This window comes from Stenotrophomonas sp. 1L-E-5-B-C3 (genome assembly GCF_057292075.1).
The window spans coordinates 76,731-91,816 of sequence record NZ_JBXAWS010000016.1; the positions used below are offsets into that span (position 1 = coordinate 76,731).

10 protein-coding genes are annotated in these 15,086 nt (G+C 67.3%); 6 read left to right on the forward strand and 4 right to left on the reverse strand.

What is annotated here, in order from left to right:
- The first annotated feature begins 33 nt into the window (after positions 1 to 33).
- The gene (locus AC0Z6F_RS18065; RefSeq protein WP_012511911.1) at positions 34 to 1,320 is read left to right on the forward strand and encodes an O-acetylhomoserine aminocarboxypropyltransferase/cysteine synthase family protein; all 1,287 of its coding nucleotides are present in this window, start codon (positions 34 to 36) and stop codon (positions 1,318 to 1,320) included.
- Positions 1,321 to 1,813: 493 nt separating this feature from the next.
- Here AC0Z6F_RS18065 and ybaL read toward each other — a convergent pair whose 3' ends face one another.
- Together ybaL and AC0Z6F_RS18075 are read right to left on the reverse strand one after the other, a co-directional pair.
- Positions 1,814 to 3,514 carry a YbaL family putative K(+) efflux transporter gene (ybaL, locus tag AC0Z6F_RS18070; RefSeq protein WP_012511910.1) on the reverse strand — a complete coding sequence of 567 codons (1,701 nt, stop codon included), beginning with the start codon at positions 3,512 to 3,514 and terminating at the stop codon, positions 1,814 to 1,816.
- A gap of 169 nt (positions 3,515 to 3,683) precedes the next feature.
- Positions 3,684 to 6,071 (reverse strand): TonB-dependent receptor plug domain-containing protein, encoded by a 2,388-nt coding sequence (locus AC0Z6F_RS18075; RefSeq protein ID WP_006386625.1) that lies wholly within the window; start codon positions 6,069 to 6,071, stop codon positions 3,684 to 3,686.
- A gap of 336 nt (positions 6,072 to 6,407) precedes the next feature.
- Between AC0Z6F_RS18075 and AC0Z6F_RS18080 the strand changes: the two genes are divergently transcribed.
- Positions 6,408 to 8,273: an ABC-F family ATP-binding cassette domain-containing protein gene (locus AC0Z6F_RS18080; protein ID WP_012511909.1), complete on the forward strand. Its 1,866-nt coding sequence runs from the start codon at positions 6,408 to 6,410 to the stop codon at positions 8,271 to 8,273.
- 92 nt (positions 8,274 to 8,365) lie between these two features.
- Here the strand turns inward: AC0Z6F_RS18080 and ampR are convergent, their stop codons facing one another.
- Positions 8,366 to 9,229: a LysR family transcriptional regulator AmpR gene (ampR, locus tag AC0Z6F_RS18085; RefSeq protein ID WP_485616994.1), complete on the reverse strand. Its 864-nt coding sequence runs from the start codon at positions 9,227 to 9,229 to the stop codon at positions 8,366 to 8,368.
- 177 nt (positions 9,230 to 9,406) lie between these two features.
- On the opposite strand from ampR, the gene blaL2 reads away from it, so the two are divergent.
- The 3 genes from blaL2 to AC0Z6F_RS18100 all read left to right on the forward strand — a co-directional run bounded on the left by blaL2 (position 9,407) and on the right by AC0Z6F_RS18100 (position 12,313).
- On the forward strand, positions 9,407 to 10,318 hold the full coding sequence (gene blaL2 / locus AC0Z6F_RS18090) for a L2 family extended-spectrum class A beta-lactamase (protein ID WP_006386580.1): 912 nt from the start codon (positions 9,407 to 9,409) through the stop codon (positions 10,316 to 10,318).
- Positions 10,319 to 10,403: 85 nt separating this feature from the next.
- Positions 10,404 to 11,618, forward strand: a complete 1,215-nt coding sequence (locus AC0Z6F_RS18095) for a cation:proton antiporter (RefSeq protein ID WP_012511906.1) — start codon at positions 10,404 to 10,406, stop codon at positions 11,616 to 11,618.
- Positions 11,619 to 11,671: 53 nt separating this feature from the next.
- Positions 11,672 to 12,313: a hypothetical protein gene (locus tag AC0Z6F_RS18100; RefSeq protein WP_065723873.1), complete on the forward strand. Its 642-nt coding sequence runs from the start codon at positions 11,672 to 11,674 to the stop codon at positions 12,311 to 12,313.
- Between the two features lie 110 nt (positions 12,314 to 12,423).
- On the opposite strand, the gene AC0Z6F_RS18105 is transcribed toward AC0Z6F_RS18100, so the two are convergent.
- Complete coding sequence (locus tag AC0Z6F_RS18105) at positions 12,424 to 13,173, reverse strand: DUF3011 domain-containing protein (protein ID WP_485616995.1); 750 nt, start codon at positions 13,171 to 13,173, stop codon at positions 12,424 to 12,426.
- A gap of 158 nt (positions 13,174 to 13,331) precedes the next feature.
- On the opposite strand from AC0Z6F_RS18105, the gene aspS reads away from it, so the two are divergent.
- Positions 13,332 to 15,083, forward strand: coding sequence for an aspartate--tRNA ligase (gene aspS, locus AC0Z6F_RS18110; protein ID WP_006386344.1), 1,752 nt, complete (start codon positions 13,332 to 13,334; stop codon positions 15,081 to 15,083).
- Positions 15,084 to 15,086 lie beyond the last annotated feature (3 nt).

Consider the following 15,086-nt stretch of genomic DNA (forward strand, 5'->3'; position numbering starts at 1 on the left):
TCGTGGCCGTTTCCCCGGATGGAGCCTGGCGCAATGAGCGACCCGCAGTGGCAACTGGAAACCCTGGCCGTGCATGGCGGCTATCGTCCCGACCCGACCACCCGCGCGGTGGCGGTGCCGATCTACCAGACGGTGGCCTATGCCTTCGATGACACCCAGCACGGCGCCGACCTGTTCGACCTGAAGGTGGCAGGCAACATCTACACGCGCATCATGAATCCCACCACCGATGTGCTGGAGCAGCGCGTGGCGGCGCTGGAAGGCGGCATCGGTGCGCTGGCGCTGGCCTCTGGGCAGGCTGCGATCACCTACGCCATCCAGACCATCGCCGAAGCCGGCGACAACATCGTCGCCTCCAGCGCGCTGTATGGAGGCAGCCTCAATCTGCTGGCGCATACGTTGCCGCAGTACGGCATCCAGACCCGCTTCGCCGATCCGGCCGATCCATCCGCGTTCGCCGCGTTGATCGATGAACGCACCAAGGCGGTCTTCGTCGAGTCGATCGGCAACCCGCGTGGCAACGTCACCGACATCGCGGCGATTGCCGAGGTCGCGCATGCCGCCGGCGTGCCGCTGATCGTCGACAACACGGTGGCCACGCCGTTCCTGCTGCGCCCGTTCGAGCATGGCGCCGACATCGTGGTGCACTCGCTGACCAAGTATCTCGGCGGCCACGGCAACAGCCTCGGCGGCGCGATCGTCGATTCCGGCCGCTTCGACTGGGCTGCACAACCCCAGCGCTTCGCACGGCTCAACCAGCCCGACCCCAGTTATCACGGCGTGGTCTATACCGAAGCGCTGGGGCCTGCGGCCTACATCGGCCGCGCGCGGGTGGTGCCGCTGCGCAATACCGGCGCGGCGCTGTCGCCGTTCAATGCGTTCCTGATCCTGCAGGGCATCGAAACCCTGGCCCTGCGCATGGAGCGCATCAACGCCAACGCGCTGGCGGTCGCACAGTTCCTGCAGGCGCACGCAAAGGTCGCCTGGGTGCGCTATGCCGGGCTGGCCGACGACCCCGAGCATGCCGCCGCGCAACGCTACCTGGGCGGGCACGGCTCGGGCGTACTGACCTTTGGCTTGCCGGGCGGCCGTGAGGCGGGTGCACGTTTCCTCGATGCGCTGAAGCTGTTCACCCGCCTGGTCAACCTGGGCGATGCGAAGTCACTGGCCACCCATCCGGCCTCGACCACCCATCGCCAGCTGGACGCCGCCGAGCTGGCCAGGGCCGGTGTCAGCGAAGACACTGTGCGGCTGTCGATCGGCATCGAGCACATCGGCGACCTGCGTGCCGACCTGGAGCAGGCCCTGGCCGGCGCCTGATAGCCACGCGCTTGGTCCTCATCGCCACAGGCGATCACCACCGGTCACCCAATGCGCTACGGTGGAGCTGCCTCTCCAAGGCAATGGCAACGTGGCGATCCAGATCCCCGGTCGATGCGGGTCGACCGGGGATTTTTTTGTTTCCGGGGTCAGATCCGTTTTCCTGCGGAGAACGGATCTGACCGCATGCGCCGCCGTGTCGACCAAGGTCGACACCTACCAACAGCAGTAGGAAATTGTCGAAGGCGGGGTGGGTCCGGTTGCAGGGGCGTGAGCGCCATGGATGGCGCGACCGAGCCTCCATGGGTGAGGGAGCTTTGCTTGCGAAGCACTGCTTCGCAAGCGCCCGAACGCACAGCCGCCAGCGGCTGGGCCGGCCTGGGGATTCACGGCGTCCCCTGCAACCGGACCCACCGCGCCATCCCACGGAATGCCAGCTTTTGCCGTTGCCGTTGTTTCGGCGGGTGCAGGGCGCAGCCCTGCCGCAGAACTCTCACACCACAGGAATGCTGTGCTGGCCCAGGTTGCGATACGGCGGCGTGGCCATCACCATCTCTGCCAGCGAATAGGCCAGCTCTCGCTCGGCCATCACCGTGCCATCGGCACCATGCTCCAGCAGGTGCTTCACCTCTGCATCGCTGTGTGCTCGCGCCAGCAGGGTCAGATTCGGGTTCAGCGCACGCAGTTTGGCCAGGGTCTCGCCGGCTTCCAGCGGTTGCGGGATCGCCAGCACGGCGATCTTGGCGCGCTCGGGATGGGCTTCGGCCAGCACCTTGTCCGAGGCGGCACTGCCGCGGATGCCGGGCAGGCCGGCCGCATGCGCTTCGGCAACATGCTCCTTGTTGTCGTCGATGATCATCACCGGCACGCCGCGGTCGCGCAGCACCTGCGCCAGCGCACTGCCAACACGACCGTAGCCGATGACGATGGCGTGGTCGTGCAGGTCCAGCGACGGCCCGGGCGGCAATTCGGTTTCCACTGCGGCCGGCGTGGTTTCCTGGTGCTTCATCAGCCAACGGTCGAGCAGGCCGAACACCAGCGGGTTGAGCATGATCGAGATCAGCGCGCCGGCCAGCACCAAAGCCTGCCCGGTGGGCGGCAGGATCTTCAGGGTCACGCCGAGGCCGGCGATGATGAAGGCGAACTCACCGATCTGCGCCAGGCTGGCCGAGATGGTCAGTGCGGTACCGGTAGGGTGGCCGAACGCGCGCACGATGAAGAACGCGGCGGCGGACTTGCCGAACATGATGATCGCGGCGGTGGCCAGCACCTGCCACGGGTGCTCGATCAGGATGCTGGGGTTGAACAGCATGCCCACCGAGACGAAGAACAGCACTGCGAACGCATCGCGCAGCGGCAGTGAATCGTTGGCCGCCTTGTGGCTGAGTTCGGATTCGTTGAGCAGCATGCCGGCGAAGAACGCGCCCAGCGCGAAGGACACGCCGAACAGCATCGCCGAGCCGAATGCCACGCCCAGCGCGATTGCCAGCACCGACAGGGTGAACAGCTCGCGCGAACCGGTACCTGCAATGCGTTCGAGGATCCACGGAATGACCCGGCGGCCGACCACCAGCATCACCGCAACGAACAGGCCCAGCTGCACGAAGGTCCAGCCGATGCTGGCCAGCACGCTGCCGAAGGTATGGGTTTCGTTGGCGGCATCGGGGCCGAACACGCCGGCCATCACCGGCATCATCACCAGTGCCAGCACGCAGGCCAGGTCTTCGACGATCAGCCAGCCGACCGCGATCTTGCCGCGCTGGGTTTCCAGCAGGCGCCGCTCTTCCATCGCCCGCAGCAGCACCACGGTACTGGCGGTGGCCAGCGCAAAACCGAACACGATGCCGTGGATGACCGGCCAACCCATCAAGGCTGCCAGGCCCCAGCCGAGCAGGGTGGCGACCAGGATCTGGCCGATCGCACCGGGAATGGCGATGGCCTTGACCGCCATCAGGTCCTTCAGCGAGAAGTGCAGGCCGACGCCGAACATCAGCAGCATCACGCCCAGCTCGGCCAGCTGGTTGGCCAGCGCCTGGTCGGCGACGAAGCCGGGGGTGAACGGACCTACACAGATGCCAGCAACCAGGTAACCGACCAGCGGAGACAAACGCAGCTTGTTGGCCAGCGCGCCAAAGATGAAGGCGAGCCCCAGGCCAACGGCAACGATGTTGATCAGGTCGGTGTCATGGTGCATCGGCTCTCGCAGAAAAACGGGGGTATCCCGATTTTCACCGATGACGCCAGATACGGCAAACCTTAAATGCGAATGGGGTCAGATCCCTCTCCCGCAGGAAAAAGGATCTGACCCCACCAGGGAGTTGCCGGCCAGCGGCCGGCACTACCAGAGAGGCGCCCGCCAGCGCTTACCAGGTGTACTTGACCCGGCCGTACACGTACGCGCCGTTGAAGCCGAACGGCGAGTAGTTGCTGTACGGCAGCATGCCGAAGGTGGAGTTCTGCAGGTCTTCGGTGCGGTCCGGGTACTTGTCCAGCAGGTTGTCGGCGCCCACGGTCAGGGTCCAGTTGCTGCTCGGCTTGTAGCTGGCCGAGGCATCCACCACCCAGGCGTCGCCGTAGGTCTGGTCGCGCAGCGCGGTGGCCGAGTTGCGCACGGTGAACTTGCCGTAGCGGGTCGCCGCCAGGCCCAGCTCCCAGTGATCCGAACGCCAGGTGCCGCTCAGGATCGCCTTGTCGCGCGGGTAGCTGTCCTCGATGCGGCCGATTTCATCGCGGCCGATCAGCGACTGGTTCAGGCCCAGCGTGCCGAACACCGCCGGGGTGCCGCCGACGCGGCGCACTTCAGTGTCGTTGTAGCTGTACGCAGCGGTCAGTTCCAGGCTGCTGGCGCTGAACGGCACCGTGTAGCTGGAGACGAAGTCGACGCCACGGGTACGCGTATCCAGGCCATTGGTGAAGTACGAGAACGCGGTCACCTGCGGCAGGCCCAGGGTGCCCAGCAGCGCGCTGGTGGCGGCGTTGGTGGTGATGCTGGACGACAATGCGATGCGGTCATCGATGTCGATCTGGTAGGCGTCGACGGTGATGTACAGGCGGTCGACCGGCTGCAGCACCAGGCCCAGGCTGTAGGAGGTGGAGGTCTCGGCCTTCAGCGGCGAAGCGCCCAGCGCCTGCGCGGCCTGGCTGGTGGTGGGGAAGGTGCCGCGCTCGACGAACACGCCGTTGGTGAACTGGCTGGTCACCGCCTGGTAGCCCTGCTGCGCCAGCGACGGTGCACGGAAGCCGCTGGAGGCGGTGGCACGCAGCGCGACCTTGTCGGTGAACGCGTAGCGTGCCGACAGCTTGCCGGAGAAGCGGTCGCCGAAGTCCGAGTAGTCCTCGTAGCGGCCGGTGATGCCGGCCGAGAACTTCTCGGTCAGGTCCGCTTCCAGGCCCGCATAGACCGCGTAGTTGTGGCGGTCGGCATGCACTTCATTGGTGGGGGTGAAGCCACCGAAGCCCTGTGCGCCGCTGCCGGTGTAAGAGTTCAGTTCGCCCGGCTTCTGGTCCCACTTTTCCTTGCGGTACTCACCGCCGAAGGACAGCGTGACCGGGTAGGCCAGGCCCCAGTCCAGCGACTTGGTCAGATCGGCGTTGAAGATGTCCTGCTGGTACTTCAGCGTGCCGTCGTAGAACGAGCGCGGGCTGGTCGCACCCAGGCTGTAGTTGATGCTGTTGCGGGTGTGGAAGTCGAGGGTGTTCTCGCCGTGGTTCAGGCTCAGGTCCCAGGTCCAGCCGCTGTCGGTGTTGCCCTTGACCCCGGCCACCAGCGAGCGGTCCTTGGAGTACTGGTTGATCTCCGGCACGAAGCCGTCCGGGTAGGTCTGCGCCAGCAGCGCGGTCTGGTTCAGATGGTTGCGCGAGCGGTAGAACGCGAACGAGGTGATGTCGCGGTTGCTGAGCAGCGCGCTGGCATAGCCGGTCACGTGGTCGCTGAAATCGAAGCTGGCGTTGACCGAGGCGGCGGTGGCGTCCACGCGCGGGTCGCCGACGATGAAAGTCTTCTGGCCGATGCTCGGGTAGTTGCCGGTATTCGGGGTGCTGCCGCGATACGGGCCAGCGCGGTTGCTCTCGTCCTGCTGGCTGATCTGGCCGGCCACGTGCACGCGGCCACGGCCGTTGCCGAACTCGACGCCGGTATCGCCGGAGAGCTGGTACTTGTTGCCGTCACCAGCGGAGTACTGGCCGTAGTCCACCGCCAGGCTGCCGCCACTGCCGCTGCCCTTGAGCACGATGTTGATGACGCCGGCGATGGCGTCCGAACCGTACTGCGCCGACGCACCGTCACGCAGCACTTCCACGCGCTCGATGGCGGCGATCGGGATCGCATTGATGTCCACGGCCGACGAGCCACGGCCGATGCTGCCGTTGACGTTGATCATCGCCGAGGTGTGGCGGCGCTTGCCGTCGACCAGCACCAGCACCTGGTCCGGCGACAGGCCGCGCAGCTGCGCCGGGCGCACGCCGCTGGTGCCATCGGTCAGGGCAGGGCGCGGGAAGTTCAGCGAGGGCAGGGCGCGCGACAGCGCGGTGGCCAGCTCGCTGGTGCCGGTGGACTGCAGGGCTTCGGGGGTGATGATGTCGATCGGCGACTGCGACTCGGCCACCGTGCGGTCGGCTACGCGGGTACCGGTGACGATCACCGTGTCCAGGGTATTGGCTGCGGTGCCGGCCTGCTGGGCAGCGGCAACGAACGGAGAACCACCGAGTGCGACAGCGACGGCGGCGGCGATCAGGCTGGTCTTGCGGGTCATCGGGATGGGGCTCCGGTTGGCGGGGGCGGCACCGGAATCGACATCACGGGGGTGAGGCGGACGGCGGTTGTTGCGGTGCGCAATACAGGAATTAACGGGATATTCAGCGCCTGTCAAATGCCGGTCATCAGAAAAAACGTTGCAGCAGCAACCATTTAGCCCGGATCGGCACTGACGGGGGAGGGGACCCGGGAGGCGCGCGGCGAGAACGTGGGAGAGAGGAACGTCGGCCGCTGCGCATCCCGGGGCCCGTCAAGTATTCGTTAACGTTAGAATTGCGTCGCAGGAACAGTGCTCACCAGCACATTCCATTCGGTTATATGGACCCCTCCCCCGATGATCTCCCTTCGTAATTTCGCCTTGCGCCGCGGCGAGCGGCTGCTGTTGTCCAATGTCGACCTGACCCTGCATGCCGGTTACCGGGTGGGTGTGGTCGGCCGCAACGGTGCCGGCAAGTCCAGCCTGTTCGCGGCAGTGAAGGGTGAGCTGGAGGCGGACAAGGGCGACGTCGACCTGCCCGGCAAGGTGCGCATCGCCAGCGTTGCCCAGGAAACCCCGTCGCTGCCGGACCCGGCGCTGAGCTTCGTGCTGGGCGGTGATACCGAAGTGGCCGCCGTGCTGGCCGCCGAGGCCGAGGCCACCGCCCGCGAAGACTGGGAAGCGGTGGCCGAGGCGCACACGAAGATGGCCGAGCTCAATGCCTACGACGCCGAAGCGCGCGCCGGCAAGCTGCTGCACGGCCTCGGTTTCCCGGCAGAGACCCACCACCGCGCGGTGTCCTCGTTCTCCGGCGGCTGGCGCGTGCGCCTGAATCTGGCCCGCGCGCTGATGATGCCCAGCGACCTGCTGCTGCTGGACGAACCGACCAACCACCTGGATCTGGACGCGGTGTACTGGCTGGAGCAGTGGCTGCTGAAGTATCCGGGCACCCTGCTGCTGATCTCGCATGACCGCGAGTTCCTCGACAACGTGGCCACCCACACCCTGCACCTGCACGGTGGCGGCGCCAAGCTCTACCCGGGCGGCTACACCGATTTCGAGCGCCAGCGCGCCGAACAGCTGCGCCAGCAGCAGATCGCGCACGAGAAGGAACAGGCCGAGCGCGCCCACCTGCAGAGCTTCATCGACCGCTTCAAGGCGCAGGCCAGCAAGGCCGCGCAGGCGCAGAGCCGCATGAAGCGCCTGGCCAAGCTGGCCGGCACCGAAGCGGTGCGCGCCGAGCGCGAGTTCCGCATCGAGTTTGCGCCGCCGGCCAAGCTGCCGTTCTCGCTGATCCGCCTGAACCACGTCGAGGCCGGCTACGGCAAGGACGCGGTGATCCTGCACAACGTCGGCTTCGGCCTGGAAGCGGGCCAGCGTATCGGCCTGCTCGGCCCCAACGGTGCCGGTAAGACCACCCTGGTGAAGACCCTGGTGGGTGAACTGGCACCGATCGTCGGCGAGCGCATGGCGCACCCGGACCTGAAGATCGGCTACTTCGCCCAGCACACGGTGGAGTCGCTGCACGAAGGCCAGTCGCCGATGGAGCATTTCCGCGAGATCGCCCCGGACGCACCGAACCAGTCGTTCCGCGATTTCCTCGGCAAGTGGAACTTCCCGGGCGACCGCGCGTTCGAGCCGGTCGATGGCTTCTCCGGCGGTGAGCGCGCGCGCCTGGCGCTGGCGCTGATCGCCTGGCAGCAGCCGAACGTGCTGCTGCTGGACGAACCGACCAACCACCTTGACCTGGAAATGCGCGAAGCACTGGCTGAGGCACTGGCCGATTTCGACGGCGCGATCGTGATGGTGTCGCATGACCGCCATCTGATCGGCCTGGTCTGTGACACCTTCTGGCGCGTGGCCGATGGCGTGGTCGAACCGTTCGACGGCGACCTCGACGCCTACGCCGCCTGGCTGCGGACCCGTCCGCAGGCGCAGGGCACCAAGGCGCGCATGGAACAGGTGGAAGAGCCGGTGGTGGTCAAGACTGCGCCGGTGGCGCAGGTGGTGCAGAAGAAGCCGGTGAATCCGCACAAGCTGGCCGCGGCCGAATCCAAGGTGGCCGAGCTGGAAGGCGCCCTGGCCGAGCTGGACCGGCAGCTGGCCGACCCGGCCAACTACGCCGATGCCACCCGCATGGCGGTGATCGGCCGCGACCGCGAAACCACCGCCGCGCAGCTGGAAAAAGCTGAGGCAGCGTGGATGGAACTGCTGGAGTCCTGATTCCATCGGTAGCGCCGGGCCATGCCCGGCGGGCTTTTTCCATCCGCTGCGCTCGCCGGGCATGGCCCGGCGCTACCCACGGCGCGCGTGTATCATCCCTGCGCCTGCAACCACTCGCGGAACCGCTTCGCTGGCTCGCGCTCGGCACGCGAGCGCAGCCGGGTCAGCCAATAGCGGCCCAGTTCCAGCGTGGTGCTGAATGGCTGCAGCAACCGGCCTTCAGCCAGTTCCTGCTCGAACATGCGCAGCGGCAGCAGCGCCACGCCGGCACCACCGACCGCGGCCATCGCCACCGTCAACGACGAATCGAACACCGGCCCACGGACTTCCACGCCACTCACTCCTGCCGCCTGCAGCCAACGCGGCCATTCGTCGCTGCGGTAGGAGCGCAGCAGCGGCAGCGTGCCCAGGTCGCGTGGCTGTTTCAGCCGTCGCGCCAATGCCGGCGCGCACAGCGGTGCGAACGGCGCATCGAGGATCGCCGTGCAGGCCTGGCCCTGCCAGTCGCCGTCGCCGAAACGGATCGCCAGGTCCAGGCCCTCGCCGGCCAGATCGATGCGGTTGTTGTGGGTCTGCAGTCGCAGCTCGATATCCGGATGCGCGGCCTCGAACGCGGCCAGCCGTGGCAGCAGCCAACCGGTGGCGAAGGTGCCGACCACGCCCAACGTCAGTACTTCACGGGCCGGGCCACCGGTGTAGCGCGCGATGCTGGCCGAGATGCGCTCGAATGATTCGTTGAGCACCGGATACAGTGCCGCGCCCTCCTCGGTGAGCGCCACGCCGCGCGGCAGGCGATGGAACAGACGGATACCGAGGCGGTCTTCCAGGCCGCGGATCTGGTGGCTGAGTGCGGCCTGGCTGACACACAGCTCCAGCGCGGCGCGGGTGAAGTTCTGGTGGCGTGCGGCCGCCTCGAAGGCACGCAGGGCGTTCAGCGGCAGGGTCGGGTGCAGCATCGGGGGAGTCGTGAGCCAGGGTGATGACTGATCCTACCTGCCTCGCGCCCAGTTCAGGAAAATTAAGGGGTTGATTGCGACAGCCATTAATCCAGCTAATGCCTCCCGCTGATTTTTCGCGCTGGTCGCCTGCGTGCGAGGCTTCAATAATCGAACGGTCCCCCAGGAGAACCCCGCATGCTCGCCCGTCGCCGATTCCTGCAGTTCAGTGGTGCCGCCGTGGCTTCCTCGCTTGCCCTTCCGTTGCTGGCACGTGCGACGGGCAAGGCCACCGCCAACGTGCCCGCCGAAGCTGCGATCACCGCCGCCACCGACTTCGCGGCGCTGGAAAAAGCCTGTGCGGGCCGCCTTGGCGTAACTCTGCTCGATACCGCCAGCGGCCGCCGCATCGGTCATCGCCAGGACGAGCGTTTCCCGATGTGCAGCACGTTCAAGAGCGTGCTGGCCGCCACCGTGCTCAGCCAGGCCGAGCGCAGGCCCGCGTTGCTCGACATGCGCGTGCCGGTTCGCGATGCCGATCTTCTCTCGCATGCGCCGGTCACCCGTCGCCACGCCGGCAAGGACATGACCGTGCGCGATCTGTGCCGTGCCACGATCATCACCAGCGACAACACCGCCGCCAATCTGCTGTTCGGCGTGGTCGGTGGCCCGCCCGCGGTGACCGCCTTCCTGCGCGCCAGTGGCGATGCGCTCAGCCGCAGCGATCGGCTCGAGCCTGAGCTGAACAGCTTTGCCAAGGATGACCCGCGCGATACCACCACGCCCGCAGCGATGGCCGCGACCCTGCAACGGGTGGTGCTGGGCGAAGTGCTGCAACCGGCCTCGCGGCAGCAGTTGGCCGACTGGCTGATCGACAACGAAACCGGCGATGCCTGCCTGCGCGCGGGCCTGGGCAAGCGCTGGCGGGTCGGCGACAAGACCGGCAGCAATGGCGAAGACGCGCGCAACGATATCGGCGTGCTGTGGCCAGTGGCCGGCGGCGCACCGTGGGTGCTGACCGCCTATCTGCAGGCGGGTGCGATCAGCTATGAACAACGTGCCACGGTGCTGGCGCAGGTCGGGCGGATCGCCGATCGCCTGATCGGTTGAGGTAACCGGGGTCATTCAAAAGTGACTTGCCGGATCGGTCGGGCGCGCGCATCCTGCGCGCCTTCGAACCACATGGATGTCCCCCATGAGCCATGAGCTGATCTACCTGCTGCTGATCTTCGCGTTGCTGGTGATCCCGCGCGCGCTGCAGCGTTTCAGCCTGCCGGCGCCGCTGACCTGTCTGCTGTTCGGCATCATCGGCATGCTCTGGCTGGGCGACCAGGCACACGACGCAGTGATCGGCCTGCTGGCCACGCTGGGCATTTCCTCGTTGTTCCTGTTTGCCGGCCTGGAAGTGGACCTGCAGGCGCTGCGCCGGGGCATGTGGCCGCTGCTGGCGCACCTTGTGATCCGCAGTGCGACCCTGTTCGGGGTCGGCTGGCTGGCCTGGCGCTACGCGGGGCTGCCGTGGCAGGCCGCCGGCCTGCTGGCGCTGGCGCTGCTGACCCCCTCCACTGGTTTCATCATGGATTCGCTGTCGCGGCTTGGCCTGAGCGAGGACGAGCGGTTCTGGGTCACCAGCAAGGCCATTGCCGGTGAACTGCTGGCGCTGGCCGCGTTGTTCATCGTGCTGCAGGCCGGCGATCCGGGGCATATGGCGCTGTCCAGCCTGGCCCTGCTGGCGATGATGATCGGCCTGCCGCTGCTGTTCATTGCGTTGGGGCGCTGGGTGGCACCGCACGCGCCGGGCTCGGAGTTCTCGCTGCTGGTGATGGTCGGCATGGTCGCCGCCTACATCACCTACCTGCTGGGCGTGTATTACCTGGTGGGTGCGTTCATCGCCGGTCTGGTCGCCCGCCTGCTGCACCAGCGCATGCCACTGCTGGCTTCGCACGAGAACCTGCACGCGCTGCGCCTGTTCGCCTCGTTCTTCGTGCCGTTCTACTTCTTCAACGCCGGCACCAAGGTGCCCAGCGAAGCACTCAGCTTCGAGGCGCTGGGGCTGGGCATTGTGATCACTCTGGTGGTGCTGCCGCTGCGCATCGGCGTGGTCTGGCTGCAGCGCCGGGTGATGTTCGGCGAGAGCTTCCGCAGCAGCCTGCGGGTCTCGCTGGCATTGGCCCCGACGCTGATCTTCACCCTGGTGCTGGCGGCGATCATGCGCGAGCGCTTCCAGATTCCGGCGGTACTGTTCGGTGCGCTGCTGCTGTATGCGGCACTGACCACGCTGCTGCCGTCGCTGGTGTTCCGCACGCCGTTCGATGTCGATCCGGTTGAACAGGAGCCGGCGGGCGAGGGCGAGGCGGCACCGGTGGCCGCCACCGAAACGTTGCCGGTGGCGCAGACGGCTGAACGTTGATCGGAGAGCGTGCGCGGTTTGCGCCCACCGGCCATGGCCGTTAGGGTTGGGGTATGAAACTGCCCGCCGCCGTCACCGCCTCCGCCCTCCTGCTCAGCCTCGCTGCGTGTACGCAGCGCTCCGATACGGTCGCCCATGATCTGGCGACCGCACCGGCCGACGCTTTCATGGCCGCCGTGGCCGCACATTGCGGCCAGGCCTACGCTGGCAAGGTGGTGGAGGACACCCCGGCACCCACCGGCAAGGACCCGTTCGCCGGCCAGCGCCTGGTCATGCACGTTCGCGGTTGTGCCGACCCGGCGCATGAGCTGCGTATCCCGTTCCATGTCGGCGATGACCACTCGCGCACCTGGGTGCTGACCCGTACCGCGAGCGGCCTGCGGCTGAAGCACGATCATCGTCATGCAGACGGCAGCCCCGATGCGATCACGCTGTATGGCGGCGACAGCACGCCGCCGGGGACCGCCGAGCGCCAGCAGTTCCCGGCCGATACGGATTCGGTGGCGATGTTCCGCCGTGCCGACATGCTGGCGTCGACCCACAACACCTGGGCGATGGAGATCGATCCCGATCAGACCTTCGTCTACGAGCTGACCCGGCCCGACGGCCGTCGCTTCCGCGTGCAGTTCGATCTGAGCAAGCCGGTGGACCTGCCGCCAGCGCCGTGGGGCGACGACACGCCACCGGCACCCTGACCTCGCAGGCCGGTAGCGCCGGGCCATGCCCGGCGGCCGTCTTCTGCCGCTGCGCTCGCCGGGCATGGCCCGGCGCTACCCACGAATCGGCCGCGTCCGCGCCCATTCACTCAACGCGTGCCGAATCGGGCCCGGCAACCGTTGCTTACCCACACCTGGCCACGCGAGTAACCCCAGCTGCGGCCTTCCTGGCAGGCGCTGCCGGACAGTTGCTGCTGCAGCACCGGCCGACCCTGGCGCTCATCCCAGTCGCAGGTCTGCGAGCGGTTGTTGTTGCTGCTGCAGGTGATGGAGTAGTTGCGATCACCGCCGCCACCCCAGCCGCCGCCGCCACCGCCGCCCCAGCCGCGGGCCTCGGCGAACTCGGCGCGGCAGCCGCCGCTGACCCAGATCGCGCCATTGCGCACGCCCCAGGTGCGGCCTTCATCACAGGGGCTGCCGGACAGTTGGCGGACCAGGCGGGCATTGCGCCAGCCGACCTGGCAGCTGCGCTCGCGGTTGTTCTGGCTTTCGCAGCGGATCGTTTCGCCCGGTCGGCCGTTGTTGCCGCCCCAGCCACCCCCGTTGCCACCGCCCCAGCCGCCGCGAGCCTCGACGAACTCGGCGCGGCAGCCGTTGGTGACCCAGATGCTGCCATTGCGGCTGCCCCAGCTGCGTCCCTCCTCGCAGGGGCTGCCGGACAGCTGGCGGACCAGCTGCGCTCCGCGCCAGCCGGTGTTGCAGACCCGTTCGCGGTTGCTCTGGCTTTCGCAGCGGATGACGCCGTTCTGCGCAGCGGCTTGCGGGGCGGGCAGGGCGAGGGTGCCCAGTGCACCCAGGGTGAGGGTCACGGCCAGGCTGGCCAGGGACAGCGGTTTCATGGCGGCATCCCATACGGTGGCAAGTGCCCGACTATAGGGAGGGGGGCGATCAAGCCGATGTGACTGGCAGGATTTGCCCCGGCCGGGGCCTCGGCCGCAGAATACGAGGCTTTCCGGCCCCCATCGGGCGCCGGCGTTCTCCAGCGGAGCTTCCCCCCATGCGTACCCACTTCTGCGGCCTGGTCGATGAGACCCTGATTGGCCAGACTGTCACCCTCGCCGGCTGGACCGACGTGGCCCGTAACCAGGGCGGCGTCTGCTTCATCGATCTTCGAGATCATGAAGGCATCGTGCAGGTGACGGTGGAGGTCGACAACGCCGAAGTGTTCGCCGTGGCCGCGTCGCTGGGCTACGAGGACGTGCTGCAGGTGGAAGGCGTGGTGCGCGCCCGCCACGCGGTCAACGACAAGATGCGTACCGGCAAGGTGGAAGTGATCGCCACTGCCATCACCGTGCTGAACAAGGCCGCGCCGCTGCCGTTCCACGCCCACGAGAACCCGGGCGAGGAAACCCGCCTGAAGTACCGTTACCTGGACCTGCGCCGTCCGGAAATGCAGCGCATGCAGCGCACCCGCATCAAGCTGGTGCAGGCCCTGCGCCGCCACCTGGATGAGAAGGGCTTCCAGGATATCGAGACCCCGATCCTGACCAAGGCCACCCCGGAAGGCGCACGTGACTTCCTGGTGCCGGCGCGCATGCACCCGGGCGAGTTCTACGCCCTGCCGCAGAGCCCGCAGCTGTTCAAGCAGATCCTGATGGTGGCCGGCTTCGACCGCTACTACCAGATCGCGCGCTGCTTCCGCGACGAGGCCCTGCGTGCCGACCGCCAGCTGGAGTTCACCCAGCTGGACATGGAGTTCGCCTTCGTCCGCGAGCGTGACGTGCAGGATTTCGTCGAGGACATGATCCGCGGCATCTTCAAGGAAGTGGTCAACGTCGAGCTGGATGCCAGCTTCCCGCGCATGACCTGGGCCGAGGCGATGCGTCGCTACGGTTCGGACAAGCCGGACCTGCGCATCGCGCTGGAGCTGGTGGACGTGGCCGAGCTGGTCAAGAACAGTGAGTTCCCGGTGTTCACCGGCCCGGCCAACGATGCCGACGGCCGCGTGGCCGCGCTGCGTATTCCGGGCGGTGCGTCGCTCAGCCGCAAGCAGATCGACGAGTATGCAGCGCATGCTGCCAAGTACGGCGCCAAGGGCCTGGCCTACATCAAGATCGCCGACAACGGCGAAGTCAGCTCGCCGATCCAGAAGTTCTTCAGCGAGGAATCCTTCGCCGCCCTGGTCGCGCACGTCGGTGCCGGCAATGGCGACATCGTGTTCTTCGGTGCTGGTGGCTACAACAAGGTCTCCGACTTCATGGGCGCGCTGCGCCTGAAGGCCGGCAAGGACTTCGGCCTGGTCGCCGACGGCTGGGCCCCGTTGTGGGTCACCGACTTCCCGATGTTCGAGTGGGACGACGAAGCGCAGCGTTACGTCGCCCTGCATCACCCCTTCACCGCACCGGCGGTGGACGACATCGCCGACCTGCGTGCCAATGCCCGTACCGCCGTTTCGCGCGGCTACGACATGGTGCTCAACGGCAATGAAATCGGCGGCGGCTCGATCCGTATCCACCGTCCGGACATGCAGAGCGCGGTGTTTGAACTGCTGGGCATCGGCGCCGAAGAGGCCCGCGCCAAGTTCGGCTTCCTGCTCGACGCGCTGAACTACGGCGCGCCGCCGCACGGTGGCATCGCCTTCGGTATCGACCGCATCGCCGCGCTGATGGCCGGCACCGAGTCGATCCGCGACGTCATCCCGTTCCCGAAGACCACTGGTGCACAGGATCTGATGACCGACGCGCCGTCGCCGATCGTCGACGTGCAGCTGGCCGAAGTACACATCCAGGTTCGCCCCAAGACCAACTGATCA

Excerpts from the sequence above, each read along its gene's own strand:
- AC0Z6F_RS18065 (WP_012511911.1), top strand. The coding sequence starts at position 34 with ATGAGCGACCCGCAGTGGCAACTGGAAACCCTGGCCGTGCATGGCGGC.
- ybaL (WP_012511910.1), bottom strand. The coding sequence starts at position 3,514 with ATGCACCATGACACCGACCTGATCAACATCGTTGCCGTTGGCCTGGGG.
- AC0Z6F_RS18075 (WP_006386625.1), bottom strand. The coding sequence starts at position 6,071 with ATGACCCGCAAGACCAGCCTGATCGCCGCCGCCGTCGCTGTCGCACTC.
- AC0Z6F_RS18080 (WP_012511909.1), top strand. The coding sequence starts at position 6,408 with ATGATCTCCCTTCGTAATTTCGCCTTGCGCCGCGGCGAGCGGCTGCTG.
- ampR (WP_485616994.1), bottom strand. The coding sequence starts at position 9,229 with ATGCTGCACCCGACCCTGCCGCTGAACGCCCTGCGTGCCTTCGAGGCG.
- blaL2 (WP_006386580.1), top strand. The coding sequence starts at position 9,407 with ATGCTCGCCCGTCGCCGATTCCTGCAGTTCAGTGGTGCCGCCGTGGCT.
- AC0Z6F_RS18095 (WP_012511906.1), top strand. The coding sequence starts at position 10,404 with ATGAGCCATGAGCTGATCTACCTGCTGCTGATCTTCGCGTTGCTGGTG.
- AC0Z6F_RS18100 (WP_065723873.1), top strand. The coding sequence starts at position 11,672 with ATGAAACTGCCCGCCGCCGTCACCGCCTCCGCCCTCCTGCTCAGCCTC.
- AC0Z6F_RS18105 (WP_485616995.1), bottom strand. The coding sequence starts at position 13,173 with ATGAAACCGCTGTCCCTGGCCAGCCTGGCCGTGACCCTCACCCTGGGT.
- aspS (WP_006386344.1), top strand. The coding sequence starts at position 13,332 with ATGCGTACCCACTTCTGCGGCCTGGTCGATGAGACCCTGATTGGCCAG.